The following is a 24,257-nucleotide window of genomic DNA, read 5'->3' on the forward strand; positions in this document are numbered from 1 at the left end:
TTCCCGCTAGATCGCGCCACCATCGATCACCAAGGTCTGCGCGGTCATGGCAGCCGCGGCGCTCGACGCGAGAAACAGACACGGGCCCACGACATCCTGCGCCACCAGGCTGCGTTTGAGGCACTGGCGCCCAATCATCGCGGCGATGTCCTCATCCTTCAGCCACAGGTCCTTTTGCCGCTCGGTGACGATCATGCCGGGCAGGATGGCATTGACCCGGATATTTTCCGGCCCAAGCCTGCCGGCGAGGCTTTTGGTCAGACCGACGATACCGGCCTTGGCGGTTGTGTAGGATGGCATGCCACCCATGTTGAGCATCCAGGCGATCGATGAGAAATTGACGATCGCACCACCGCCCGCCAACCGCATATGCGGCACGGCGGCTTGCGATGTGAAGAACACCTGCTTCAAATTGATCGCCTGGCTGAGGTCCCAGTAATCTTCGGTGATATCGTCGAGATCCCGGCGATCGTCCCAGGCGGCATTGTTCACGAGCACCGAGAGTGACCCAAGGCTTGCTGCCGCATGATCGACCGCATGTTTGATGGCGTCGGTATCGCGCAAGTCCGCCCTTATATACTGGACTGGATGATCGTTGATCGCGGAAAGCCGGTCCGCCAGTGCTGTGCTGGGTTCGTCGGCAATGTCGATAAACGAGACCTTCGCGCCATGGGCCGCGAACCCCTCGACCAGCGCCGCTCCAATGCCGGATCCGCCGCCCGTAATCAGCACGCCGCGGCCGCGCAGATCCGCGTGCCCCATCAAATCCTCATTCATAGGGTTTTCTCCATTCCCATTCTCAGTTCTAACGCTTCGAACCTCGCCGTCAATTGCGCCGGCTCCCTCCTATCTGTAGTCCGGATGCCTATCCGGTCCTGCAAATCCCGTCAGTCTCTCCAAAAGGAATTCCGCATTGTCAGTCTCCCAAAACGTCATCGTCCTGCCGACCAGAGGTTATCGCGGCTTTCTCTTCGACATGGACGGAACGATCCTCAATTCGATTGCTTCCGCTGAACGTGTCTGGGGACGCTGGGCGGCAGAGCAGGGGCTCGACGTGGAGAAATTCCTCCCCTTCATGCACGGCAAGCGCGGCATCGACACGATCACCAGCCTCAACCTTCCGGGTCTTGATCCCGCAGCGGAAGCCGAGAAGGTTCTGCGCGGCGAGATCGATGACGTCGAAGGTATCGTCCAGATACCGGGCGCTGCTGAATTCCTGGCGAGCCTGCCCGCGGGCCAATGGGGTGTCGTGACGTCGTCGCCGCTGGAACTCGCAAAGGCAAGACTTGCCGCAGCTGGCCTTGCGATACCGTCCATGCTGGTCACTGCCGAGAACGTCACGATCGGCAAACCGGACCCGCAGGGCTACAGGCTCGGCGCGAAACGGCTTGGCGCAGACCCTTCCAACGTGATGGTGTTCGAGGACGTCCCTGCCGGCATCAAGGCAGGCGAGGCGGCGGGTGCCGATGTCATGGTGATCACCGCCACCCATACCCACGACGTCGAAGGGGGGCACTTCCGAATCCCGGATTACACCGGGGTTTCCGTAAGCGTCGCCAACGACGGCGTCATCACCTTTCAGTCCAGAGCGTGAGAGGCTGACGCCGGTCGTCTGGTACCGGTCAGGCAGCCCTGCTGGATGTTTTCATGAACTGGACGGTGGCGATCCACAGTATGACGCCGAGGCCAAGCAGGGCGGCGGCAATGGCATACTGGACCGGATCGCGACCGGCCCAGGGGCCTGCAAGAAACACGCAGGAGATCACACCAAGAACCGGCAAGATCGTTGGTGTCCGGAAGTGCTTGTGATCTACCTTGTCCTTGCGCAGCACCAGCACGGCGACATTGACGATCGCAAAGACGCAAAGCAACAGTAGTGCAGTCGTCCCGCCAAGAGCGGGCACGCCGCCGGCAAAGAGAATCAGACAGACGGCGAGAAGCGATGTGAAAACGATTGCGATATACGGCGTGCGGCGTGTTGCGTGCACCTTGCCGAGCATGGCGGGAAGGACATTTTCGCGGGCCATGCCGTAAATCAGCCGGCTTGCCATCATCATGTTGATCAGCGCCGAATTGGCGACGGCAAACATCGTGATGATCGCAAAGATGCTGATCGGGAACGCGGGCGCTCCGGCCTGGATGACTTTCAGAAGCGGTGTCTCCCCTTCGCCCAGTTCGTTCGCCGGCACCAGAGTAATCGCTGAGATTGCCACGAGAATGTAGATCACGCCGGTGATCGCGAGACCGGTCAGCAGCACTCTCGGGAAGAGACGGCTTGGCTCCTTGCACTCTTCGGCCATGTTGACCGAGTCCTCGAACCCGACCATCGCAAAGAAGGCAAGACCGGTTGCGGCGACCACTGGCCAGAACGTTCCGCTGCCTTCCGGTGTGGCGAACGTCCAGGCACGCGACACATCGCCCTCGCCACCAGCAATCGCCCAGAGGCCGATGCCGATGATGATGAGAAGGCCTGTCAATTCCACAACGGTCAGTACGACGTTGAGCTTTACGCTTTCACCGACACCGCGGAAATTGACCGCCGCCACCAGCGCAATGAAGCCGACGGCGATCAGCGGTACGCCCCAGACCCCAAGATCCAGTCCGAGCGACGTCGAGAAGTTAGCGGCAAACGCCCGCGATGCCGTCGCCGCAGACGTGATGCCTGATGACATCACGGCGAAGGCGACGAGGAACGTGACGAAATGGACGCCGAAGGCTTTATGGGTGTAGAGCGCAGCACCAGCTGCCTGCGGATATTTGGTGACGAGTTCGAGATAGGAGCAGGCGGTGAGCAGGGCGACAAGAAAAGCGATGAGGAATGGAAGCCAGACAACGCCTCCAACTTCGGCGGCCACTTGTCCGGTCAGCGCGTAGATCCCCGTTCCGAGAATATCGCCAACGATGAACAGCAGCAGCAGGCCGGGGCCCATCACGCGCTTGAGTTCAGGTGTTTCTTCTTTCGCGCCGAACGCCTCTGCCATGACTGCCTCCCAACATGGTCCTACATGGCAACACTAATGGGAACATCACACGATTGTTCCATGTTTGGTATGGTTTAACCAATCACGCCAAGCGTCACAGCCGCGACGACGCCATAGCGAAGCGTCTTGCCGATGAAGACCAAAACAAGAAACGTTGGCAGCGGTTCTTTAAGAACACCCGCGACAACGGTGATGGCATCGCCGCCGATCGGTAGCCAGCTCAGGAGCAGCGACCACTTTCCGTATTTGCGATACCACGTCTTCGCCTTCTCGAGCTTGTCAGGCTTGACGGGGAACCAGCGTCGGTCCCGGAACCGCTCCACGCCCAATCCCATCAGCCAGTTGACGACCGAGCCGAGCGTATTGCCGACGGAGGCCGTGAGCACGAGGGCCGCAAGCGCATAGCGATCCGACAGGATGAGGCCGACAAGGACCGCTTCCGACTGCATCGGAAAGATCGTGGCAGCGATGAATGCAGCAAAGAACAGGCCCGCATAGGCGGCAAGATCGACCATGGAAAACCGGGTTTAAAACGTGGAAATGAAAAAGGGCGGGAAACGACCCGCCCTTTTGTCCGGATGGTAGAACGCCTCAGACGTTGCCGATCTGCTTGGAATCGACGGCTGTATCGTCTGCAACAGGCTTCTGAGCCTGGTGGCGGGTACGCCAGTCGCCAAGGAACAGCAGGATCGGCGCCGCGATGAACACCGACGAGAGGGCAGCGACGAGAATGCCGAACACCATCGGGATCGCGAAGCTGGAAACCGCGCTACCACCCCAGATCGCCATCGGCAGAAGCGAAAGGAACGCTGTCGCCGAGGTGTAGAGGCTTCGCGCCAGCGTCTCGTTGATCGACAGGTCGATCACGTCGCGCAACGGCATCTTCTTGTAGAGGCGCATGTTCTCGCGCATGCGGTCATAGACCACGACCTTGTCGTTGACAGAGTAACCGACCAGCGTCAGCAGCGCGGCAATCGCTGTCAGGTTGAAGTCGAGACCGGTGATCGCGAAGAAGCCGATCGTCTTTGTCACATCGAGCACGAGGGTCGCGATGGCACCGACGGCGAATGGCCATTCGAACCGCACCCAGATGTAGATCATCATGGCAATCGAGGCGAGCAGGACCGACAGGAAGCCGGCCGTTGCAAGTTCGCCCGATACCTTCGGACCGACGACTTCAGTACGCTCGACCTTGGCAGTCTGGTCGATCTTCAGGACTTCGGCCTTGAGCTTCTCGACAGCCTCCGTCTGGGCAATCTCGCCGCCCGGCTGGCGTTCGACACGGACCAGGAGCCTGTTGTGGGCACCGAATTCCTGCAGTGCCACTTCGCCGAGACCGAGCTCGTTGAGGCCCGAACGGAAGGACGCGAGATCCGCTTCGTTGGCGGTTACGACTTCCATCTGGATACCGCCGCGGAAGTCGACGCCGTAGTTGAGGCCCGGCGTTACGAACAGCACGAGCGAGGCGATCGACAGGAGAACCGACACGCCGATACCGATGAAGCGACCCTTCATGAACGGGATACGCGTACCATCTGGAACGAGATTGATCGGTAGAAGCGGCTTGATCTCGATCTTCTTCAGCTTGCGCTGAGCGGCAATGTAGATCATCGCGACGCGAACGACCGACACGGCGGTGAACATCGAGATCATGATGCCGAGGCCCATGGTGACCGCGAAGCCGCGGACAGGACCGGAGCCGAACCAGAACAGAAGGACGGTCGCGATCAGCGCCGTGACGTTACTGTCGACGATGGTCGAGTAGGCGCGGGCAAAGCCCGAGTCGATTGCCGCAAACGCGCTCTTGCCCTTGCGGGTTTCTTCCTTGATGCGCTCGTTGATCAGAACGTTCGCATCGACTGCAAGACCAATGCCGAGCACCACGCCGGCGATGCCGGGCAGGGTGAGCGTCGACCCGATCAAGGTGAGGCCGGCAAAGGTCAGGACGACGTTGATGAGAAGCGCAGCGTTGGCCAGAATGCCCCAGCTTCCGTAAAGGAAGAAGATAAAGCAGACGACGAGGACGAAGCCGATGAGGCCGGTGAAGATGCCCATTTCGATCGCATCGGAGCCAAGGTCGGCGCCGACGGTGCGTTCTTCGATGACAGTGAGCTTGGCGGGCAGGGAGCCGGCGCGCAGCAGCGCGGAAAGGGTGGTCGCGTCCTCAGGCGTGAAGCTGCCCGAAATCTGACCGGAACCGCCGGTGATCGGCGTCTGGATGACGGGTGCACTGAGCACCTTGTTGTCGAGCACGATCGCAAACGGACGGCCCACATTGGCCTGTGTGATCTGGGCAAAGCGGGCTGCACCGGCACTGTCGAACCGGAAGGTGACGATCGGCTGGCGGCTCTGCTGGTCGAAGGCAGCGCGGGCATCGGTCAGGCGGTCACCGGAGAGTTCGACGCGGTCGAGCACCGGATACTGCTGACCGCTCTCGTCTGCGATCATGGTTACGCCCGGCTGGCCCTGGTCACCGAGAAGGTGGAAGCTCATCTTGGCGGTCGAGCCGAGAAGCTGGCGCAGGCGCGAAGGGTCCTGTTCGCCTGGAAGCTGGACGAGAACGCGGTCCGAACCCACACGCTGGATCGTCGGCTCGGCGACGCCGACCTGGTCAACGCGCTGGCGGATGATCTCAAGGCTTTGCTCAACGGCAGCGTTGATATGGGAGGTGATCCCCGCATCCGTCTGGGCGATGGAAATCGTGTTGTCGCCCTGGCTGGTGATGGAAAGGTCGCTGCCACCAACCGTCGTGCCAAGCCCGATCGGGTTCGCGAGCGTCTGCAACTCGGTGACGGTCTGATCGCGCTGCGCTGGATCGCGAAGCGTAACAAGCACAGCCTCGCCCGAGCGACGGATAGCCGATGTTGCGAGGTTCTTTTCGCGCAGAACGCGGCGTGCATCCTGGATCAGGCCCTGGACACGCTCGTTGATGAGATCAGCGCGGTCCACTTCCAGCACCAGATGCGAACCGCCGCGAAGGTCGAGACCGAGCGACACACGGCTGTGAGGCAGGAAGGAAGGCACGCGGTCGAGGACCGATTGCGGCAGAATGTTCGGCATCGCCACCAGGAAGCCGAACACGATGACAAGGATATAGCTCGCCACCAGCCAGGGTGAATTTCTCATGTTTTAAGATCCTGCTTCGCCCCGGTTGCGCGTTTCGCAGCAAGGGGCCGTATGCGTGTGAGGTTCGACTATCGCGCTCAGGAGACGACGGGCGGTGCGCGCGGCAGCGGAACCGGCCAATGCGTGCCGATAGGATTGGCATCGGTGAGCGCGGATGCAATCGCCTGAGCAAATTCCGGAATCGTCAGTGTCGAGGCGGTGAAAGCCAAAGCGCCGTCTGCGCCGCTCCACTGGCTGGGACCAGCCTCCCTGCGGTCGGCAGTCGCCAGCGTGCGAATAGGATCGCGTTTGCTGGCTTGTGGTGTCTCCGAGCTCTTCTCGCTGGAATGCGCAATGCGCAAAATTGCCTGGCTGTCACGAAGGCCACCAGACAGAAGAGCGACGAAGGCGATCAGCAGTGCCGCGACAAAGACTGCCCATTGCGACGGGAGCTTGTCCTGCGCGCACCGGGCCGTCTCTCGTGTTCCTGCCGGAAACACCGCCATCCGTTCCAACTCCGGAATACTCGTCACACCGAAGAGCCTGCTTCGGAAGAATGCCGCTTCTAAAGGAGAGTGCTGGTACGGTCAATCTCATCACGGCGGGGGATAACCGAAGTTTGACCCGCCTCGCGTCGGGCGCGAACCGGCCTTGACCTCAGTCAGCGATTGGACGGGGCTCACCAGCACTTTCGAGCTGGGGGTCCGCGAGCCCCTGACCGGTTATTGCCGGCTGCGACCACCTAACGTTGCTAGCCGGCCTGCTTCAATGGCAGCGCTCTGATTCAACGGTCAATCTCGATTGTATGATAATGAGCGTTTAAACCGCTGTTTCAAAACGAGCCGAAACGACTAGGCAGACTGGATCAGCGGCAAGACTTCGATCATGCCGTGATAGATCATGGTGATTGCGACATAGACGATAACGGCGAGGCCGAGATAGGCGATCCAGCGGTAGCGGTTGAGCAGGTTCGCCACAAAATTGGCAGCGATACCCATCATCGCAATCGACACGACGAGACCGATGATCAGGACTGCGGAATGCTCCTGAGCAGCTCCGGCAACGGCAAGGACGTTGTCCAGTGACATGGACACATCAGCGACGACGATCTGCATTGCCGCTTGAAAAAACGTCTTTTGCGGCTGGTTGGCGGCCGCAGCGTTGAGCGCGTCGGCGTCTGCCGTATCGTGGGCACGCAGTTCGCTCCACATTTTCCAGCACACCCAGGCGAGCAACAGGCCGCCGACAAGCTGCAGCCCGACGATGCCGAGAAGGTATGAGGTGACCGCTGCAAAGATCAGACGAAGCACGGTTGCGGCCGCGATGCCGAACAGGATTGCCTTCTTGCGCATGTCCGCCGGAAGGCCGGCAGCGGCAAGACCGATAACGATCGCGTTGTCGCCGGACAGCACGAGATTGATGGCAATGACCTCGACGAGGGCAGCCAAGCCAGCAGCGGTAAATAGATCCATGATAGGGAGGCCTGAATGGGAAGGATTGGAGGTAATTTCCTCTATCCGCTTCTTCGCGGTTGCGCACAAGCAATTTACAATTGTCTTTCCGCAAACCGTGGAACGGATGGTCTGCCGGAAGATCAGCAACGGCGCTGGCGGGCAGGATATTTACATTCCCCAATTCCACCGTCATCAATGAGGCTACAAACGGGGAAATACCATGACGCTTGAACAGGATATCGCCAGGATCGCCGAGCAGGAAGCGGCCCTGATCTTCGACCGCTTTGGTCCGGATGAAGCCTGGCGACTCGGTTCTTTGCTGCGCGACATGGCGATCGAGAAGGGGCTGCCAGTCGCGATCGGTATCCGGCTTCACTCGATGCCACTCTTTTACACGGCGTTGCCGGGGTCGATGCCTGACAACGAAGACTGGGTTCGGCGCAAGAGCAATGTCGTCCTGCGCTTCTTTCAGTCGAGCTATGGGATGGGTCTGAGAATGACCAGGCAGGAGACAACACTCAAGGCAAAGTTCTCGCTTCCTATTGCCGACTATGCACCGCATGGCGGCAGTTTTCCGATAAAGGTGAACGGCGCGGGCTGTATCGGCGCAGTCACCGTATCGGGTCTCCCGCAGCGAGACGATCACAGGCTCGTCGTGGAGGCTCTGCTGGTGATGATGGGCAAGTCGTCCGACGGTGTTCAACTGGAGCAAGCTTGATGAGTTCTGAAGCGGTTCGTACCCCTGAAGACGTGCTGAATTTCTGGTTTGTCGAACTGGGACCGGAGAAATGGTTCGAAAAGAACCCTGCGCTGGACGTCGCAATCTCGAAGCATTTCGCAGCGACGCACCTGTTTCTGGCGCATGGAGATCTGGATACGTGGCGAGGTTCACGCGAGGGGCAGCTCGCGGCCATCATCGTACTCGACCAGTTTTCTCGCAATATCTATCGGGGCACACCGCTGGCGTTCGCAACAGATTGGATCGCGTTGCGGGAGGCGAGGCTGGCAGTCGACGAAGGTGTCGATACGGGCGTTGGTCTGCATGAGCGGTGCTTCCTGTATCTGCCCTTCGAACATTCGGAAGCGCTTGAAGACCAGGATCGCGCAGTCGAGCTTTTTGCTCTCCTCGGCGACGAACGATATCACGACTACGCGGTCAAGCACCGGGAGGTGATCCGTCAGTTCGGCCGCTTCCCGCATCGAAATGCTTTGCTCGGACGCAATTCGACCCCGGAAGAGCTCGAGTATCTTGCTCTGCCAGGGTCGGGTTTTTGATCAGATCTGATCTAATCAGCGCTTAGCGTCTAAAGGCGCGCGCAACTGCAATAAGTATGCAGGCGCCGATAAAGCCGGCGATGAGGTAGCCAATCCAGCCGCCCAGCACAACGCCGAAGAAGCCGAGAATGGCGTTGGCGATGATCGCGCCGACGATGCCGAGAAGGATGTTCATGAAGACGCCCATATTGCTCTTCATGAACTGTTCTGCCAGCCAGCCTGCAATGCCGCCGATGATGATGGCTGCGATCCAGCCGATGCCTGCTTCTTCCATGTCTTACCCTCACGTTTTGAATTTGCGATTGGTAACGCAGCAGAATGTTCCAAAGTTCCCAAGGAATTTTCAGGCTGTGCAGGACGTCCTTTTCTTCGCCTTGAAGTGCCTCTATTCGTGCCTGCGATTCCGATTGTCCTGAGAAGAGTAGAGACCGGTGCGCGTGAACTCCTTCGATCCCTTGTCACTGATGACGCGAACGATCCGCGCATCCATGATCGTCCTGCTTGTGACCGCAGCAGCGTTCACGGCCAATGCGCAGGCTCCGCAAAACGGTACGACGTCAACCCAGGCTGCACCGACCCCGGCTGCGCCGACCCAGGCTGCACCGACCCCGGCTGCGCCGACCCAGGCTGCACCGACCCCGGCTGCGCCGGCGCAGGCTGCACCGACCCAAGCAGCACCAGCACAGACCGCGCCGGGCCAGGCAGCCCCCGGGCAGGCCGGGCAACCGCAGGCATCTGCTCAGCAAAATCCACAGTCGATGGTGACGGTCGACTCGATAAACCATGAGATGAAGGAGACATTGGACAGCCTTCGCGGCCGGCTGACCACGTTCAACGATCAGGTCAGGCAGGATACGACCGACGACGGCCGACTGGCCGAGCTTCGCCTGCAGGCGGAAGAGATCGTCGAACAGATGCGCAGCGCGTCTGACACGCTGAAGGCACGTGTCACGCAGATCCAGTCCAGGTTGACGAGCCTCGGAGAACCACCGGCCGAAGGGCAGCCGCAGGAAGCGCCGGCCGTCGCCGAGGAGCGCGGCAAGCTGGTCAATGAGCGTTCCGAGCTGAACCTCATCGTCGATGATGCCAACAACCTGGCCAACAGCGCGACAAATCTCGCGAACACGATCACCAACCTGCGCCGTGCCCTGTTCGCGCAGACGCTGTTTCGTCATACGGAATTGAACGCCGATCTATTCATCGAGGCGGGCAATGCCTTCGTAACTGAAGTGCACAACTTCAACGCGACGCTTGGCAGTTGGATCGGCTTTGTCATCCGCTTCAAGCTGCTTCAGCTTCTGAGCGCCATCGCGCTGTCCATCGGTGCTGCGGCCCTATTCCTCTGGGGCGGCTACCGCATTTTCGGCCGCTTCATTCGTCGCAACGGTCAGGAAGATCCATCCTATATCAAGCGTCTTTCGGTCGCCTTCTGGTCGACCGTGATCCAGACGGTCTCGATCGCGGCCTTTCTGGTGACCTCCTATCTCTTCCTCGATGGGTTCAATGTTCTCAGACCCGATGTGGCGCCGATCATTGCTTCGCTGTTCGGCTTCATCTGGTTCGTCTCGTTTGTCTGGAAGCTCACCTATGGCGTAATGGCGCCGGGAGAGCCGGCATGGCGACTGGTGCGCATCACCGACAAGGGCGCGCGGCTGCTGACATTGGCCGTGCTCGTCATGGCGGTGGTCAACGGACTGGATTACCTTCTCGGCGCGATCAGCGAAGCATTGAACTCGCCGCTGGTTCTGACGATCGTCAAGAGCCTGTTCGCCGCTGTCATCGTTGGTCTCATCCTGATCGCCATTTCCTTTGTACGGCCGCGCGTTGCCGAGGGCGAGGATCGTGGCGGCAGTACCGGCCATCCGTGGCCGCGGTTTTTCTCCGGTCTGTTGAAGATCATGGGCGGGCTGCTTCTGCTTGCTGTCCTGACGGGCTATATTGGTCTTGCCCGTTTTGTCGCGACACAGATCGTGCTGACCGGCGCGGTTGTCGTCCTGGTCTATCTGGGCTTCCTGTCGGGCAAGGCGATCTCCAAGCAGGGTGCGTTCAAGAACACCGGCGCCGGTCGGCAGCTGGCGGAGCGCCGCAATTTTGGCGAGGTCGCGCTCGACCAGACAGGGCTTGTTGCCGGCCTCGGCATCTATGCGTTCGCCCTGTTTCTCGGCATCCCGCTCATCCTTCTGACCTGGGGCTTCCAGACCACCGATATCGAGGCATGGATCTACAATTTCTTCACCGAAATTCGGATTGGTAACGTCTCCATCTCGATCGTCGGCATTTTCGGCGGCATCCTTCTGTTCGGATTGGGCTTTGTCGTCACCCACTGGGTTCAGAAGTGGATCGACAACAACGTTCTTGCCCGGAGCCAGGTGGATCTCGGTGTCCGAAACTCGGTGAAGACGGGCATCGGCTATCTCGGCGTCGGACTTGCCGTCATCGTCGGCGTGTCGGCTGCGGGCATTGACCTCTCAAGCTTTGCTCTTGTCGCGTCTGCACTGTCGGTCGGTATCGGTTTCGGCCTGCAGAACATCGTATCGAACTTCGTTTCGGGACTGATTCTGCTTGTGGAACGTCCGTTCAAGGTGGGTGACCACGTGGTGACGGGTGCAAACGAAGGTATCGTCAAGCGGATTTCTGTACGTGCGACCGAGATCGAGACCTTCCGCAAACAATCTATCATCGTGCCGAACTCCGACCTGATCAACGCGGCGGTCGGCAACTGGACGCATCGCAACAAGATCGGCCGTTCGGAAATTCCGATCGCTGTCAGCTACAACGCTGACCCGCAACGGGTGATGGACATTCTGCTGGAACTCGTCGACCAGATCCCCGAAGTGCTGCGGAATCCGGAGCCTCACGTCGAGTTCCTGACATTCGGGCCGTCGTCGCTGAATTTCGAGCTTCGTTTCCATCTCGCTGACATGGGCGATGGTCTTCGCATCCGGAACAACCTCAGGATCGCCATTCTGCAGCGCTTCCGCGCGGAGGGCATCGAGATTCCGTTCCCGCAGCAGGAGATCGTCTTCCACCGCGGAAAGCCGGTCCTGCCGGATGAGGGAGATACGGCGGGTGGCGCGTAAAGCCACACGCCGAGAATGGTAAGGTACCGGAATAATACATCATTCACTTTAGGCAGCGGTAACTCGATGACCGCTGCGCTCAAGATGTGAAAGTACTGCCTAATTAACGCTTCTGAAAATTGCTTCGCATAGAGTTAAACAAATGGGGCAAGGATCGGGGTTAAAAGGGTACCATGACATTTCTCGGCATTTCCGGCATGCAATATTCCGGCGAATCTTTGGCGAATGCGCGCATATTGCTTGCGGAAGATTCTAACGTATTTACGTCGATGGTCGGGACCCGACTGAAAGAACTGTTCGGCATCGAGATTGAGATCTGCCGTAACTTCGAAGATCTGCAGCTTGCTTACGATCGCTCCACCGAGCCTGTCACGCTTGCGATCTCCAACATCAACCTCCCGGGTGCTGAAAACGGAGAGGCGCTGGAATACCTGATCGATCTGTCGATCCCGACCATCGTCTTTACCGGCACCTTCCAGCAGGAAACACGCGATAGGCTACTGGCCAAGGATATCGTGGATTATATCCTGAAGGACAACGTCTTTGCGGTCGACATGCTGGCGGAATCGGTTTGCCGGTTCCTGACCAACCACCGCCATCACGTCCTGATCGTCGATGATAGCATGACCGCCCGCGCATTGCTGTCGAGTCGTCTGAAGCGCTATAACTTTAGGGTCAGTGTCGCCGAGAACGGCGCCAAGGCCCTCGAGATCCTGAAGAAGAGCCCCGATATCGGTCTCGTCGTCACCGACTACAACATGCCCGATATCGATGGTTTCGAACTGACGCGCCGCATCCGCTCGGTTCGCGGTTCCCACGAACTGCGCGTGATCGGCGTGTCTTCGTCGTCGGACCGGCTGCTTTCCGCCCGATTCCTGAAGGCCGGCGGCAATGACTTCATGTTGCGGCCCTTCATCGACGAGGAGTTCTACTGCCGCGTCAACCAGAACCTGGATACTCTGATCCAGATCCGCACGATGCGCTCGAAGGCTCCAGCAGCCGACGTCAGGAACGTTGCCTGATTTCTTGAGAGCTGCTGAGTGTGCAAAGCGAGCAGCACCTCATATCGATGGGGTGCCGCTCTTTAAAAAACTTACACCACGACCCCGGTGCGTGCGGTGTTGAGCGAAAGCTTGCGCTCTGCGCGTTCCTGCTGGGGTGAGCGGTTGTAGACCTCGCGGTAACACTTGGAAAAATGAGACGCCGACACGAACCCGCAGGCGACCGCAACCTCGACGACCGGCATCGAGGACTGCACCAGCAGATGCCGGGCGCGGTCAAGGCGGATCTCGAGATAGTAGCGGGCAGGGGATCGCCCCATCTCCTGCCGGAACAGCCGCTCAATCTGGCGGCGGGACAGGCCGACATCGTCGGCGATTTCAACCAGTGACAGCGGCTCAGCCAGATTGTTTTCCATCAGCTCAATGATCTGCAGAACCTTGGAGTTCTGGACCCCGAGCCTCGCGCGCAAGGGAAGACGCTGGCGGTCATGCGGGTTGCGGACGCGATCTGTCAGCTGCTGTTCGCAGACCCGGTTGACGAGATTGTCGCCGAAATCCTGGCCGATCAGGTTCAGCATCATGTCGAGTGACGCGGTGCCGCCAGCGCAGGTATAGAGGTTGGAGTCGACCTCGTAGAGATCCGCATAGACTTCCGCCTGTGGAAACGCTTCGGCGAAACCCGGGAGGTTCTCCCAGTGGATCGCGCAGCGCTTGCCATTCAGGAGCCCCGCCTGCGCCAGAATATGCGCGCCGGTGCAAAGACTTCCGACAGCCGTGCCGCGGTTATAGGTCTCGCGCAGCCAGGCGTTGACAGACTTGTTGTTGAACTCCTCCACATAGATGCCGGAACACATCAGCACCATGCTGGGGCGATGCTCACCGCTCAGGTGACGGCGTTCGTCTGCAAGAGAGGAATTGACTTCGAGACCGATACCACTGGACGAGTAGACCTTCTCGCCATCGACGGAACAGAGGCGCCAGGTATAGGCGGCGTAGCCAAGCATGCGGTTTGCGATCCGCAGGGTTTCGACGGCGGCTGCAAAGGGCAGCATCGTAAAATGCGGCACAAGAAAGAAAACGAGCGCGCGTTTCTTCGCGTGCCCACGGTTTGTTATATCCATGTCGCTGTTCCCTTCGCTGGCCGCCGTTGATCCGGTCGTTTCTTTAAAAGCGACATTGACACGGAAGGCGGTGACGGAGAAGGACATTTGACGACGGCGAAATGTCAAATTTGCGACGTCCAAAGGTCGCACACACTATAATCTCGTTAACAGGCGATCAAAAAAGACGCAGCATCAAGACCTGCCTGCATGTCGCATGCAGGCCATGAGTATTGGGCATCAATGGCGCTTGAGGTCGTTGTCGGTGGATGGCCAACCGATATCCTTGCGGATTTCTGGTGGCAGGCCCTCAAGGACTTGTTCATTTTGACGGCGGCGCCATGCGTCCCGCAGGTTTGAAATGGTGCTCAGGGCAAGCCCGACGTATGTCGCAAACGACGACTGCGATGTTCGTGGCTGTACACTCTCACGATAGGTCATGTTGCTCATCGACTTTCTCCTTGGGGCTCTCGTTCGAGCACTGGACGCCGATTCAATGTGAACTGCGGTCAGTCATCAAAAAAGAGAATTAAAATAATTCATCCCATCAAGATTCGTTTTGTTTTGAGATGGCGTGTCGTGTTTCCAAGGGTGCGACCTGTTTGACTTTCAATCAAACGAAATGATATGGTGCTTAGGTTCAATTTAATTGATGGTGATGACGATGACCGTTCCGTTTCGACCGCCTCTTCCATTGCTCGATATCGACATCCTCAGAACCTTCGTTGCCATTGCCGAGACGGGCAATTTTTCGACTGCCGCAGAAGCGGTTCTGCGAACACCGTCGGCCGTGTCCATGCAGATCAAGAAGCTCGAAGAACAGTTGAAGACGACGCTGTTCCTGCGGGACGCGCGCTCGGTGTCGTTGACGCAGAACGGCGAAATGCTTTTGTCCTATGCGCGCCGGATGCTCGCTCTATCGAACGAAGCGGTCTCGCGATTCGTCATGCCCGATCTAGCGGGCGTCGTTAGGCTGGGCGCTCCCGATGATATCGCCGAGCGGTTACTTCCAAAGCTCCTGAAGGATTTCGGAGAGAGCTTTCCGGGGATCATGGTCGATGTCACCGTCGACCAGAGCCTGCAGTTACGCCGGCGGATGGATGAGCAGCGGCTGGATCTCACCCTGATCAACTGTGCGACAAGGCCGTTCCCGACCACCGGTGAAGTGATCCATTCCGAACGGCTTGTCTGGGCCGGTGCTAAATGCGGCAATGCCTACTTGCGTGATCCGCTACCGATCTCCGTCTGGGAGGATGGGTGCGTGTGGCGGCAGGATGCGATCTCTCAGCTCGATCGCCACAAGCGCTCTTATCGTATCGCCTATGCGAGCTCCCATACGATGGCGCAGCGCGCAGCAGTCGTGTCCGACCTTGCGATCGCACCATTCCCGCTTTCCTATGTCACGAGCGACATGCAGGTTCTGGGCGCCAAGGAAGGGCTGCCCGAACTCATCAGCTTCGACATTCGGCTTCTAACCGCGCCCCATCTCTCGGCCCCGGCCAAGGCTGTCGCGGAAAGCATGAGGGAAGCGTTCGGCGCGCTGGCAACGGCGGCCTGAACTCGGGCATTTCCGTTAGCATCACCAGATCTTCTTGGTGATGCCGTGATAAAGCCATGTCCAGATCGGCGGCGGAAAGCGCAGGGCTGATGGCCCGGCTGGTTCATACGGCTTCAGATTGCCCGTGATCGCATCCTGGATTGCTTTGATTGCGATATCCGTCGCGGATGCCGTCATCAGGAGCGGATAGGTTGCCATCGTGTCGGAACGGGCCGGAGATATCCGTTTCTCGTAAAGCGTTCCGCCGGTATCGACCCCGTTGTCAACGAGATGGACGGTTGCCCCGAAATTCTGCGCATCGCCTTCCACGAGAGCCCAGTACCCGCCCATCTGGCCACGATACATCGGGTTGATGCCGGCGTGGAAGTTGATCACGGGGCAGGGGATCGCGGCAAGCGTTCTGGATGACAGGATACGGCAGGATATCGTGAAGACGACTGCCGGTCGGATTGCACTTACCGCAGCGTGACACGAAGCGTCATTCAGGGACGATACGGATGTCACAGGAACTGCCGGGTTGGGAGCCGCTATCAACCCGTGCTCGTGAATGATCTCTTCAGACCGTCTCGCTGCGATGCCTTTGCCGAGCCGTGACGCAATCATCGTAGCCAGCTGACCAAGCGCATGCATCCATCCAAACCGCTTCGCGCGCCGCTTCAGAAGCACCGATTTCGGTTCCGCTTCCTCCTGGATAACGTGGAGATCAGAAAACTCCCGATGGATGGCATTGATCATCACCTGCGGGTTTATGCCGCCAGCAGTCATGATCAAAACCCGAGAAGATGAATGTTCCGTCATGGGCTTGCCCCGTAATTGACCGCGTAGCGTTCGCGCTCACAGTAACGGGGAAAGATTGGCAAATTCACACCGACCTCTCGGTTCGCGCGCTGCGACAACCAATTTGTCCTGTATCAGTGTCCTGGGACCGGCGGTGGGGTCATCGGGCGAGGTTGCGCTGTTGCCAAAAAGCATCACAGCGTTCGCTAAGAGACACATCACATTTGATCACGTGAACTTTTTCCGAGCTGGAACGTTCCTGTGCCGGAAATTGATTTTCCGAACGATTTGATCTTCATCCAGGGAGTTTTCTAACATGACGGCAAAGACAGTCACGGTTATCGCCGCACTTTTCGTAACGGCAGCTTCGCTCAGCTCGTGTGGCAACACGATCCGCGGCGTAGGCCAGGACACGGCGAACACCGTGAACGCCACCCAGGACGCCGGCCACCGCGTTGGCAAGGCTGCACAGTAATTAGTTACTCCCCAGCTCCGCTGTCGGCCATCACGTGCCGGCAGCGAGGCTGCTGAGGTGCCCCGCAGCGAGGGGCAGGGCGGTCTTGGCCTACAAGCTAACGCCAGTTTCGATGCGCTTTGCTCGACTTGATCAGACTCGAGCCTTCGGATAGGCGCGCTCGAAGCCGCCTGACTGATCAAGACCCTTCTTGAACGCCTGATAAGCCGGGTGCTGGCTGGATTTCGCCGCTTCCGCAATGCGGATCTGAAGCCGCGCCGGCGCTGCATTGCCGAGCCATCCACCAGATTTTTCCAGTTTCAAAGAGTTGAGAAACCGTCCTTCACTCGCCTGATCCAGGTAGAGACGCAGACCCGACAGTAGAAGGTCATCGCTCGACGGGTTCTCCATCAACAGTACAAGCCAGGACTGCAGTTCGGCCGACCGGTTCTCGAAACTCTCGGCAACGGTCTCGCGGCTGCCAATTGGCGAAATGTTGCTCACGTCTTCATCCTTTACCGTGATCGTTTCACGCCAGATCCACGCCTCCACACCGTGGGGAGCGCCGTCCTGACCTTTGTCGATCTTATCGCCCAACATGTCGACCTTGTCGATAAGGACGTCGGCATATGGCGGCTTGGCGTCAGAACGGTCCGACGCCGAGCCCTGTCATTCCGCAGCGATCCGTGCCTCCTCGGATGATGCAGGGCTGACCATGGCAGAAATGATGGTGTGCAGGTCGAGCGTCCCGACAGGCGCTCCACCCGGATCTGTCACCGTTGCCCGTGTCAGGCTCGCCTCGCAGATCGCTCTCGCAGCGGCTTCGATCGTCGTGTTGCCCGCAAGCCTGATGCCGTCAGTCAGACCGTCGAACGGTTTCATGACGGTTTTTGCCTGCAACACACGCCCTCGGTTCACCTCCTTGACGAAGGCGGTGATGTAGTCATCAGCCGGTGACAGGACGATATCTTGGCCGGTTCCCTGCTGCACTACCTCACCATCGCGCAGAATGGCGATCTTGTCGCCCAGCCTCAGGGCCTCGTCGAGATCATGGGTGATGAATACGACGGTCTTCTTGAGCTCCGCCTGGAGATCGAGAAGCACGGTCTGCATGTCGACGCGGATCAGCGGATCGAGCGCGGAATAGGCCTCGTCCATCAAAAGGATGTCGGCATCGTTGGTCAGCGCCCGTGCGAGGCCGACGCGTTGCTGCATGCCGCCGGAAAGCTGGTTCGGGTAGTGGTTCTCGAAGCCGGAGAGGCCGACCCGCTCGATCCAGTACTGACCTTTCTTGAAGCTTTCCGCGCGAGGCACGCCCTGGATATCCAGTCCGTAGACCGTGTTCTCGATCACGGTCCGATGCGGCAGGAGCGCGAATTTCTGAAACACCATTGCCGTCTTGTGCCGACGGAATTCCCGAAGATCGTTTTCGCTCATCGTGCACACGTCGACGCCGTCATAGACGACTTCGCCGTAGGTCGGGTCGATCAGCCGGTTGATATGGCGGATCAGGGTCGATTTGCCGGAACCAGACAGACCCATGACGACCGTGATGCCGCCCGCCGGCATGGATATGTTGATGTCTTTGAGGCCGAGCACATGACCGTGGTTCTTGTTGAGCTCGGTCTTCGTCATGCCCGCCTTGATGGCGTCGATATACTGGCGACCGTTCGCGCCGAAGATTTTGTAGAGACCTTTGATCTCGATGCCGTGACTAGCCATGGACCACCTCCGAATGTTTTTGCAGGCGCTTGCCGAATGCCTGGCTTGTTCGGTCGAAAATGATGGCGATCGCAACAAGCGCGAAACCGTTCATGATGCCGAACGTAAAGAACTGGTTGTTGATCGCCTGCAGCGTGTTGCGGCCAAGCCCGCCGACGCCGACCATGGATGCGACCACGACCATCGCCAGCGACATCATGATCGTCTGGTTGATCCCGGCCATGATTGTCGGCAGGGCCAGCGGCATCTGCACGTTCTTCAGCTTCTGGCTTGGCGACGAACCGAACGCATCCGCGGCTTCGAGCACTTCCTTGTCGACAAGCCGGATGCCGAGATTGGTCAGGCGGATCATTGGCGGGACCGCATAGATGACCACTGCAATCAGTCCCGGAACTTTGCCGATACCGAAAATCATCACGACGGGAATGAGGTAGACGAAGCTCGGCAGGGTCTGCATCACGTCGAGAACCGGGTTGACGCTTGCCTGCGCCCGGTCGGACCGCGCCATCAGGATGCCGATCGGGATGCCGACGATGATGGAGATCAGAGTTGCGACCGTGGTGATCGCGAGCGTGATCATCGCATCGTTCCAAAGGCCGATAAAGCCGATGAACGACATTCCGAGCGCGGTACCGATGGTGATGCGGATGCTGCGGCTGCCGAGATAGACGATGGTGAGGATGACGGCGAGGACGATGATCCACGGCGAGTTGGTGAACAGCCTTTCCAGGAAGTTCAGGAACCATTGCAGGGGCTGGACGATCGTATCGATAAAGCCGGTATATTCGCGAACAAGGCTCTTGAACCCCTCATCGATGACCTTGCGTGCTTCACGGATGGAAGCGTCGCTGATCGCCGGAAAGCTACACAGAGCGTTCGGCAGGAAGTTGCAGGTTGCCATGATGTTCCCCTTTATAGGTTGGATTTTTGGCGTAACCCGGCATGGCTGCCCGAGCGCCTTCCTGACCAAATCAGCTTCATGCACGTCTGCAATGGATAAGGCGTCGGGTTCGCGCGACCGTCAGCGGTGGACGGCTTGTCGCGACTTCTCACGCGCCTTGAGAGGGAAGCCGCAGATCGGCTTCCCTCATTGGCAAGGCTAGGCTCAGAGAGCGGCCTTTACCTTTTCGGCGACGTCGGCACTGACCCACTTGCTCCAGATTTCCGGGCTGGTTGTAAGGAAGTGCTTGGCGGCGTCTTCATTGGTGCCCTGGTTGTCGGTCTGCCAGGCGAGAACGCTGTTGATCGTGGCGTTGCCCCATGTGCGGGCCTTGATGTAATCCATCGCGACGCCGGCCTTGTCGGCGAACTTCTTCGTTACGACCGTGAAGGCTTCCGAACTCGGATAGGAGTTGACCTTTGGGTTCGGGCAATCCGGAACCGCCGTGCAGGCATCCCAGTTGGCCTTGTCATGCGGCGTATCGAAGGACAGCTTCACCATCTCGTACTTGCCGAGAATCGCGGTCGGAGCCCAGTAATAGCCGAGCCAGCCGGTCTTCTTCTCGAATGCGCCGGCAATCGAGCCGTCGAGCCCGGCAGCAGAGCCGGTATCGACCAGTTCAAAGCCTTTTTCGCTTGCACCGAGAGCCTTGTAGAGGTTGGCGGTCGATGTCTGGCAGTTCCAGCCGGACGGGCAGTTGGTGACCGCGCCCTTGGATTTGTCTTCCGGTGCCGGGAAGAGTTCGGGATGAGCAAGCGCCTGCTGAACGGTCTTGATATCCGGGTGCGCGTCCGCAAGGAATTTCGGGATCCACCATCCTTCGACAGCGCCGTCGGCAAGGATTTCCGCAGCGATGACGAGGCGTCCTTCCTTGACAGCTGCGTCGAGCGGGGTGCGCACGGCGTTGACCCAGAATTCGGGTGCTAGATCAGGCTGACCTTTTTCATTCATCGATGTAAAGGTCGGCATCGTGTCGCCGGTCACCATTTCCACCGAGCAGCCATACCCGTTTTCGAGAATGATCTTGTCGATATGAGCGGCAACCCCTGCGGACGCCCAGTTCATCTCTGCGATGGATACCGAACCGCAGTCGGCATGGGCAGTGCCGGCAAAAGCGTAAAGACCGGCGGCGAAGGCTGCGGAAGTGAGGAGTTTCTTCATGTGTAAGACCTCCCAGTCTTATTCGTGACAGTGTTCAACTCTGGAGGCGCCGATAGCCGGCACCCGATGACTGCGGCTTTGTGCGATCAACCGGTAGATGTGATTGCACCGGCCAGCTGGCCTCATGCGTCTTTTATACGCCAGCGAATGATGTCACAGGCGTTGCGCAATTGTGTGTCAGCAGTATCAGCCTACGTTTTCCGAAGCAGAAATCAACTGTCCGCGAGTAACCCTACAATAACGGGCATATCACCAAGCCCTTGTAAGATATCGTGTTCGCGTCTTTTGTGACGACAAAAGCGCCATCGCCGGCAATAACTAAGCAAACTCTCCAACCAGCAGCAGCCCGTTCATGCAGTCGGCACTTTGTCACGTCCGATATTTGACGTTTAGTGGCTGATTAGCGCCCTCGCTGTCGCAAAGAAAAATTCACGCAGTGTGGGGAAAAAATTGAAACTGCAGGCATTGGTAACGCGCTAATAACCATACGGTAAGAATGTACGCGTAGATGTTGCCGCCATGGTCGTCCTCGAACGACTTGGCGCCGGATCAGGTAGTGCATACCGGCCGCCATAACCATTTTGCAGTGACGCAAGTGATCTCGAAATGAAAGATCGCGTTATGGTTGCGTTCATATCGACTTTTGGGTTGTCATTTCACATCAGCCAGCGCTGAACGTACGGATAAAACCGAGCAGCGAAAAGCGCGTGTCGAGTTCCATGGCGCGGGTCTGACGGTCACGACGCGGAAGGCTCGAATTCCAGGCAATCTGAACGCCGTCATTGTTCTTGAAGATGTAAAGCATCGGTGTTTCCTCAGAGGCTTCGTAGAACGAAGCCATGTCGTTTTCATATGCGCTCAGATACGCGGCGAACCAGCGCGTTTCAACGCAACAAGTCGGCAGCGGATGTCGCAAACAGAATGCCCATTGAGAAAGTTGTGAGATCGCGCCCCGAAATGTCTAACCCGCATGGGATTGACGGGCGACCTTCAACGAGTCAACATGGCGCTGCAATGCAAATCCAGAGCAAACACCAGCAGGGCCGGACGCCTTCCTCATCTACGAATCGTCCGGTCCCTTTCTCTGCGATCGGACTGCTGCCATGACCCGCTCCGGGCGCGTCGTCCTTGTCCTTGGCGGCGCCAGATCCGGCAAGTCATCCTTCGCTGAAAAACTTAGCGGCGAAACCGGTCTCAACAGGCACTATGTTGCCACAGGCCGCGCCTATGACGCCGAGATGGAAGAACGCATTCTGCGCCATCAAGACGAGCGTGGCACGGGCTGGATCACCCACGAAACACCATTGAACCTCACAGCCAACCTTCGCAGCGTAGACTCTGATGATGTCGTCATCCTCGTCGACTGCCTCACGCTGTGGGTGACGAACCTGATGATGGCGGAGGCAGACATTGCCTCAGCCTCTGAAGGACTTCTGTCTTATCTGAGGGATACTGCTTCGACCGTCATCCTGGTGTCGAATGAAGTCGGTCTTGGTATCGTGCCGGACAATCGCATGGCGCGAGACTTCCGCGATCATGCCGGCCGCCTGCATCAGGCAATCGCAGCCGTGGCAGACGATGTATTTTTCGTGGCCGCCGGCTTACCGCTGAAGATGAAGGGGTGACGGGCTATACTGGTTTCGGTCGGGAGATAATCTAGAACCCCAGCCAGATACGAACCGGATGAGCCGGATTGGCGATCAGTTTGGTCGCAAGCGCAATGCATGAGATCACCAGCAGCGGCTTGATGATTTTCGCACCGTTCCGCATCGCCAGTCGCGACCCGATCTGCGCACCGACGAACTGGCCAACGCCCATCATCAGGCCGATCTTCCAGAGCACCGATCCCGACGCTGCAAACACCAGAAACGACCCGAAGTTGGAGCCGAGATTGATGAGCTTCGTGTGGGCGGTCGCCTTGAGCAGTCCGAAGCCGGCGAGCAGAACGAAGCCCAGCATGTAGAATGATCCAGCGCCTGGCCCGAACACGCCATCGTAGAGCCCGACGATCGGCACGGCGGTCAGCCCGAAAACGAACGGCGTCACCCGTCGGTGACTTTCCAGATCGCCGAGATTGGGTTTGATCGCAAAGAAGATTGCGATTGCCACGAGCAGAAAGGGGATCGCGGTCGTCAGGAATTCGGCTGGAACGATGGAGGCAAGCAGCGCACCGATGGCGCCGCCGAGCGCCGCCATGGCTGCCATCGGCAGCTGCTCTTTCAGCTTCACATGGCCCTTGCGCGCATAGGCGATTGTTGCCGATGCCGAGCCGAACTGGGATTGCAGCTTGTTCGTCGCGATCGATTCCAGCGGCGGAATGCCGGCAATGAGCAAGACGGGGATGGTGATCAGCCCGCCGCCACCCGCAATCGAATCAACGAACCCCGCGAAGATGGCTGCGAGGAAAAGAAGAAAAAGCAGCTGAAATGCAATGTCGCTCAAGGCTGGCGCTCTGCGTGAAGGAGAGGAGGGGAAATGGCGAAGGGATGCGCGCCGGCTTGTGGCACCGAATCGGTGATCCGGCAATAGGAGGGGCGCTGGCAGCGGTTGCAGATTGCGGCTGCATTGCAGTAAACCGTTGCGGCGCTATGTTGCGCGATGAACGGCCGCTGGCAGGCGGCGAGCATTTCAAGGTATTCGCATGCAAAAAGTCATATTCGATACTGACCCCGGCGTAGACGACGCCATGGCGCTGCTGTTTCTGCATCGCCATCCGGATATCGATCTTCTCGGCGTGACGACGGTGTTCGGAAATGCCTCGATCGAACTGACCACGCGCAATGCGCAGTTCCTGCACAAGGAGTGGGGCATCGACGCGCCCATCGCCAAAGGGGCGGGCAAGACGCTTGATCCGTCGCGGGTCGAGCAGCACTCGCCGACGATCGTGCATGGCGAGGACGGCCTCGGCAATATCGGCGTGCCTCTCGAAATCGATTGGCCGCTCGATCCGCGCGAGGCATCGCAATTCATCATCGATACGATCAGGGCCAATCCCGGCGAAATCACCATTGTCGCGGTCGGTCGCATGACCAACCTGGCTTTGGCGCTGCAGGCTGATCCGGAGATCGCAGGCCTGACCAAGCAGGTGGTGATCATGGGCGGCGCTTTCGACGTCAATGGCAATGTGACACCAGCAGCCGAAGCAAATATTCACGGCGATCCGGATGCCGCCGATATCGTCTTTACCGCGCCGTGGAACGTCATTGCTTTCGGCCTCGACGTCACCATGAAGACGATGATGTCGTCAGATGATATGGCTGAGTTGGCCAAGGGTGGCGATAAGGCGCTAACACTCCTGTCCGACCTTTCGCAGTTCTATATCGATTTCTACCGCCAGGGCGCGGGTCTCGATGGAATGGCAATCCACGACAGCTGTGCCTGCGTCTATCTGGTGGCGCCCGATCTGTTCAAGCTCCGCAGCGGCCCTGTCCGCGTGGTCTGCGGCGGCATTGCCGATGGCGAGACGATCCAGGCGCCTGACACAGGCCGACGGTTCGTCGATAGTCCTTGGGATGATCAGCCAAGCCAGAAGGTCGCGGTCGGTGTCCAACCCGAAAAGGTCCTGGACGTTATCCGTGTCGCGCTGACGGCAGGTCGGCCGGCCTAGCCCTCTTCAAATTTGAGGGTGGTTTGGCATTCTGACCGATCG

The 24,257-nt window shown here is 58.8% G+C and carries 25 protein-coding genes; 9 read left to right on the top strand and 16 right to left on the bottom strand.

The window, feature by feature from the left end; translation table 11 throughout:
- Positions 1 to 6: 6 nt before the first annotated feature.
- A complete protein-coding gene (locus tag IFT66_RS04445) occupies positions 7 to 777 on the bottom strand; it encodes an SDR family NAD(P)-dependent oxidoreductase (RefSeq protein WP_192076846.1) in 771 nt (256 codons plus the stop codon).
- A gap of 136 nt (positions 778 to 913) precedes the next feature.
- On the opposite strand from IFT66_RS04445, the gene IFT66_RS04450 reads away from it, so the two are divergent.
- Entirely contained in the window at positions 914 to 1,594 is a 681-nt protein-coding gene (locus IFT66_RS04450) for an HAD-IA family hydrolase (RefSeq protein WP_192076847.1), read from the top strand.
- Between the two features lie 28 nt (positions 1,595 to 1,622).
- Here IFT66_RS04450 and IFT66_RS04455 read toward each other — a convergent pair whose 3' ends face one another.
- From IFT66_RS04455 to IFT66_RS04475, 5 genes are all read right to left on the bottom strand, one after another.
- On the bottom strand, positions 1,623 to 2,981 hold the full coding sequence (locus tag IFT66_RS04455) for an APC family permease (RefSeq protein WP_192076848.1): 1,359 nt from the start codon (positions 2,979 to 2,981) through the stop codon (positions 1,623 to 1,625).
- Between the two features lie 74 nt (positions 2,982 to 3,055).
- Positions 3,056 to 3,496 (bottom strand): YqaA family protein, encoded by a 441-nt coding sequence (locus IFT66_RS04460; protein WP_062457227.1) that lies wholly within the window; start codon positions 3,494 to 3,496, stop codon positions 3,056 to 3,058.
- Between the two features lie 76 nt (positions 3,497 to 3,572).
- Positions 3,573 to 6,107, bottom strand: coding sequence for a protein translocase subunit SecD (secD, locus tag IFT66_RS04465; RefSeq protein WP_192076849.1), 2,535 nt, complete (start codon positions 6,105 to 6,107; stop codon positions 3,573 to 3,575).
- Positions 6,108 to 6,184: 77 nt separating this feature from the next.
- Positions 6,185 to 6,592: a hypothetical protein gene (locus IFT66_RS04470; protein ID WP_092662217.1), complete on the bottom strand. Its 408-nt coding sequence runs from the start codon at positions 6,590 to 6,592 to the stop codon at positions 6,185 to 6,187.
- A gap of 345 nt (positions 6,593 to 6,937) precedes the next feature.
- A complete protein-coding gene (locus IFT66_RS04475; RefSeq protein ID WP_192076850.1) occupies positions 6,938 to 7,558 on the bottom strand; it encodes a TerC family protein in 621 nt (206 codons plus the stop codon).
- A gap of 202 nt (positions 7,559 to 7,760) precedes the next feature.
- Between IFT66_RS04475 and IFT66_RS04480 the strand changes: the two genes are divergently transcribed.
- Positions 7,761 to 8,258 carry a heme-degrading domain-containing protein gene (locus IFT66_RS04480; RefSeq protein WP_192076851.1) on the top strand — a complete coding sequence of 166 codons (498 nt, stop codon included), beginning with the start codon at positions 7,761 to 7,763 and terminating at the stop codon, positions 8,256 to 8,258.
- The gene (locus IFT66_RS04485; RefSeq protein ID WP_062580598.1) at positions 8,258 to 8,815 is read left to right on the top strand and encodes a DUF924 family protein; all 558 of its coding nucleotides are present in this window, start codon (positions 8,258 to 8,260) and stop codon (positions 8,813 to 8,815) included. The genes IFT66_RS04480 and IFT66_RS04485 overlap by 1 nt, the downstream gene beginning before the upstream one ends.
- Before the next feature lie 22 nt (positions 8,816 to 8,837).
- Here IFT66_RS04485 and IFT66_RS04490 read toward each other — a convergent pair whose 3' ends face one another.
- Positions 8,838 to 9,089 carry a GlsB/YeaQ/YmgE family stress response membrane protein gene (locus IFT66_RS04490; protein WP_062457205.1) on the bottom strand — a complete coding sequence of 84 codons (252 nt, stop codon included), beginning with the start codon at positions 9,087 to 9,089 and terminating at the stop codon, positions 8,838 to 8,840.
- A 157-nt stretch (positions 9,090 to 9,246) separates the two neighbouring features.
- Between IFT66_RS04490 and IFT66_RS04495 the strand changes: the two genes are divergently transcribed.
- Together IFT66_RS04495 and IFT66_RS04500 are read left to right on the top strand one after the other, a co-directional pair.
- Positions 9,247 to 11,895, top strand: coding sequence for a mechanosensitive ion channel family protein (locus tag IFT66_RS04495; protein WP_342344745.1), 2,649 nt, complete (start codon positions 9,247 to 9,249; stop codon positions 11,893 to 11,895).
- Between the two features lie 173 nt (positions 11,896 to 12,068).
- A complete protein-coding gene (locus IFT66_RS04500; protein WP_174196706.1) occupies positions 12,069 to 12,917 on the top strand; it encodes a response regulator in 849 nt (282 codons plus the stop codon).
- 71 nt (positions 12,918 to 12,988) lie between these two features.
- Here the strand turns inward: IFT66_RS04500 and IFT66_RS04505 are convergent, their stop codons facing one another.
- Positions 12,989 to 14,017, bottom strand: coding sequence for a GlxA family transcriptional regulator (locus tag IFT66_RS04505; RefSeq protein ID WP_062458093.1), 1,029 nt, complete (start codon positions 14,015 to 14,017; stop codon positions 12,989 to 12,991).
- 219 nt (positions 14,018 to 14,236) lie between these two features.
- Entirely contained in the window at positions 14,237 to 14,446 is a 210-nt protein-coding gene (locus IFT66_RS04510; protein ID WP_192076852.1) for a hypothetical protein, read from the bottom strand.
- A gap of 214 nt (positions 14,447 to 14,660) precedes the next feature.
- On the opposite strand from IFT66_RS04510, the gene IFT66_RS04515 reads away from it, so the two are divergent.
- Complete coding sequence (locus tag IFT66_RS04515; protein WP_062458089.1) at positions 14,661 to 15,554, top strand: LysR family transcriptional regulator; 894 nt, start codon at positions 14,661 to 14,663, stop codon at positions 15,552 to 15,554.
- A gap of 21 nt (positions 15,555 to 15,575) precedes the next feature.
- Here IFT66_RS04515 and IFT66_RS04520 read toward each other — a convergent pair whose 3' ends face one another.
- Entirely contained in the window at positions 15,576 to 16,352 is a 777-nt protein-coding gene (locus tag IFT66_RS04520) for a formyl transferase (RefSeq protein WP_192076853.1), read from the bottom strand.
- Positions 16,353 to 16,647: 295 nt separating this feature from the next.
- Here IFT66_RS04520 and IFT66_RS04525 point away from each other — a divergent pair, with 295 nt between their 5' ends.
- Entirely contained in the window at positions 16,648 to 16,806 is a 159-nt protein-coding gene (locus tag IFT66_RS04525; RefSeq protein WP_062457192.1) for an entericidin domain-containing protein, read from the top strand.
- Positions 16,807 to 16,938: 132 nt separating this feature from the next.
- Here the strand turns inward: IFT66_RS04525 and IFT66_RS04530 are convergent, their stop codons facing one another.
- The 5 genes from IFT66_RS04530 to IFT66_RS04550 all read right to left on the bottom strand — a co-directional run bounded on the left by IFT66_RS04530 (position 16,939) and on the right by IFT66_RS04550 (position 21,449).
- On the bottom strand, positions 16,939 to 17,289 hold the full coding sequence (locus IFT66_RS04530; protein WP_192077135.1) for a hypothetical protein: 351 nt from the start codon (positions 17,287 to 17,289) through the stop codon (positions 16,939 to 16,941).
- Positions 17,290 to 17,454: 165 nt separating this feature from the next.
- On the bottom strand, positions 17,455 to 18,507 hold the full coding sequence (locus tag IFT66_RS04535; RefSeq protein ID WP_192076854.1) for a quaternary amine ABC transporter ATP-binding protein: 1,053 nt from the start codon (positions 18,505 to 18,507) through the stop codon (positions 17,455 to 17,457).
- The gene (locus tag IFT66_RS04540) at positions 18,500 to 19,408 is read right to left on the bottom strand and encodes an ABC transporter permease (RefSeq protein WP_062457186.1); all 909 of its coding nucleotides are present in this window, start codon (positions 19,406 to 19,408) and stop codon (positions 18,500 to 18,502) included. Before IFT66_RS04540 ends, IFT66_RS04535 begins: the two co-directional genes overlap by 8 nt.
- 204 nt (positions 19,409 to 19,612) lie before the next feature.
- Positions 19,613 to 20,608 (bottom strand): ABC transporter substrate-binding protein, encoded by a 996-nt coding sequence (locus IFT66_RS04545; protein WP_192076855.1) that lies wholly within the window; start codon positions 20,606 to 20,608, stop codon positions 19,613 to 19,615.
- A 661-nt stretch (positions 20,609 to 21,269) separates the two neighbouring features.
- Positions 21,270 to 21,449 (bottom strand): hypothetical protein, encoded by a 180-nt coding sequence (locus IFT66_RS04550; RefSeq protein WP_192077167.1) that lies wholly within the window; start codon positions 21,447 to 21,449, stop codon positions 21,270 to 21,272.
- A gap of 262 nt (positions 21,450 to 21,711) precedes the next feature.
- Between IFT66_RS04550 and cobU the strand changes: the two genes are divergently transcribed.
- Positions 21,712 to 22,233, top strand: a complete 522-nt coding sequence (gene cobU / locus IFT66_RS04555) for a bifunctional adenosylcobinamide kinase/adenosylcobinamide-phosphate guanylyltransferase (RefSeq protein ID WP_192076856.1) — start codon at positions 21,712 to 21,714, stop codon at positions 22,231 to 22,233.
- Between the two features lie 31 nt (positions 22,234 to 22,264).
- On the opposite strand, the gene IFT66_RS04560 is transcribed toward cobU, so the two are convergent.
- The gene (locus IFT66_RS04560) at positions 22,265 to 23,050 is read right to left on the bottom strand and encodes a TSUP family transporter (RefSeq protein WP_192076857.1); all 786 of its coding nucleotides are present in this window, start codon (positions 23,048 to 23,050) and stop codon (positions 22,265 to 22,267) included.
- A 199-nt stretch (positions 23,051 to 23,249) separates the two neighbouring features.
- Between IFT66_RS04560 and IFT66_RS04565 the strand changes: the two genes are divergently transcribed.
- Positions 23,250 to 24,215 carry a nucleoside hydrolase gene (locus IFT66_RS04565; protein WP_113166483.1) on the top strand — a complete coding sequence of 322 codons (966 nt, stop codon included), beginning with the start codon at positions 23,250 to 23,252 and terminating at the stop codon, positions 24,213 to 24,215.
- Positions 24,216 to 24,257: the final 42 nt, after the last annotated feature.

This window comes from Rhizobium sp. CFBP 13726 (assembly GCF_014841925.1).
GTDB lineage: Bacteria > Pseudomonadota > Alphaproteobacteria > Rhizobiales > Rhizobiaceae > Neorhizobium > Neorhizobium soli.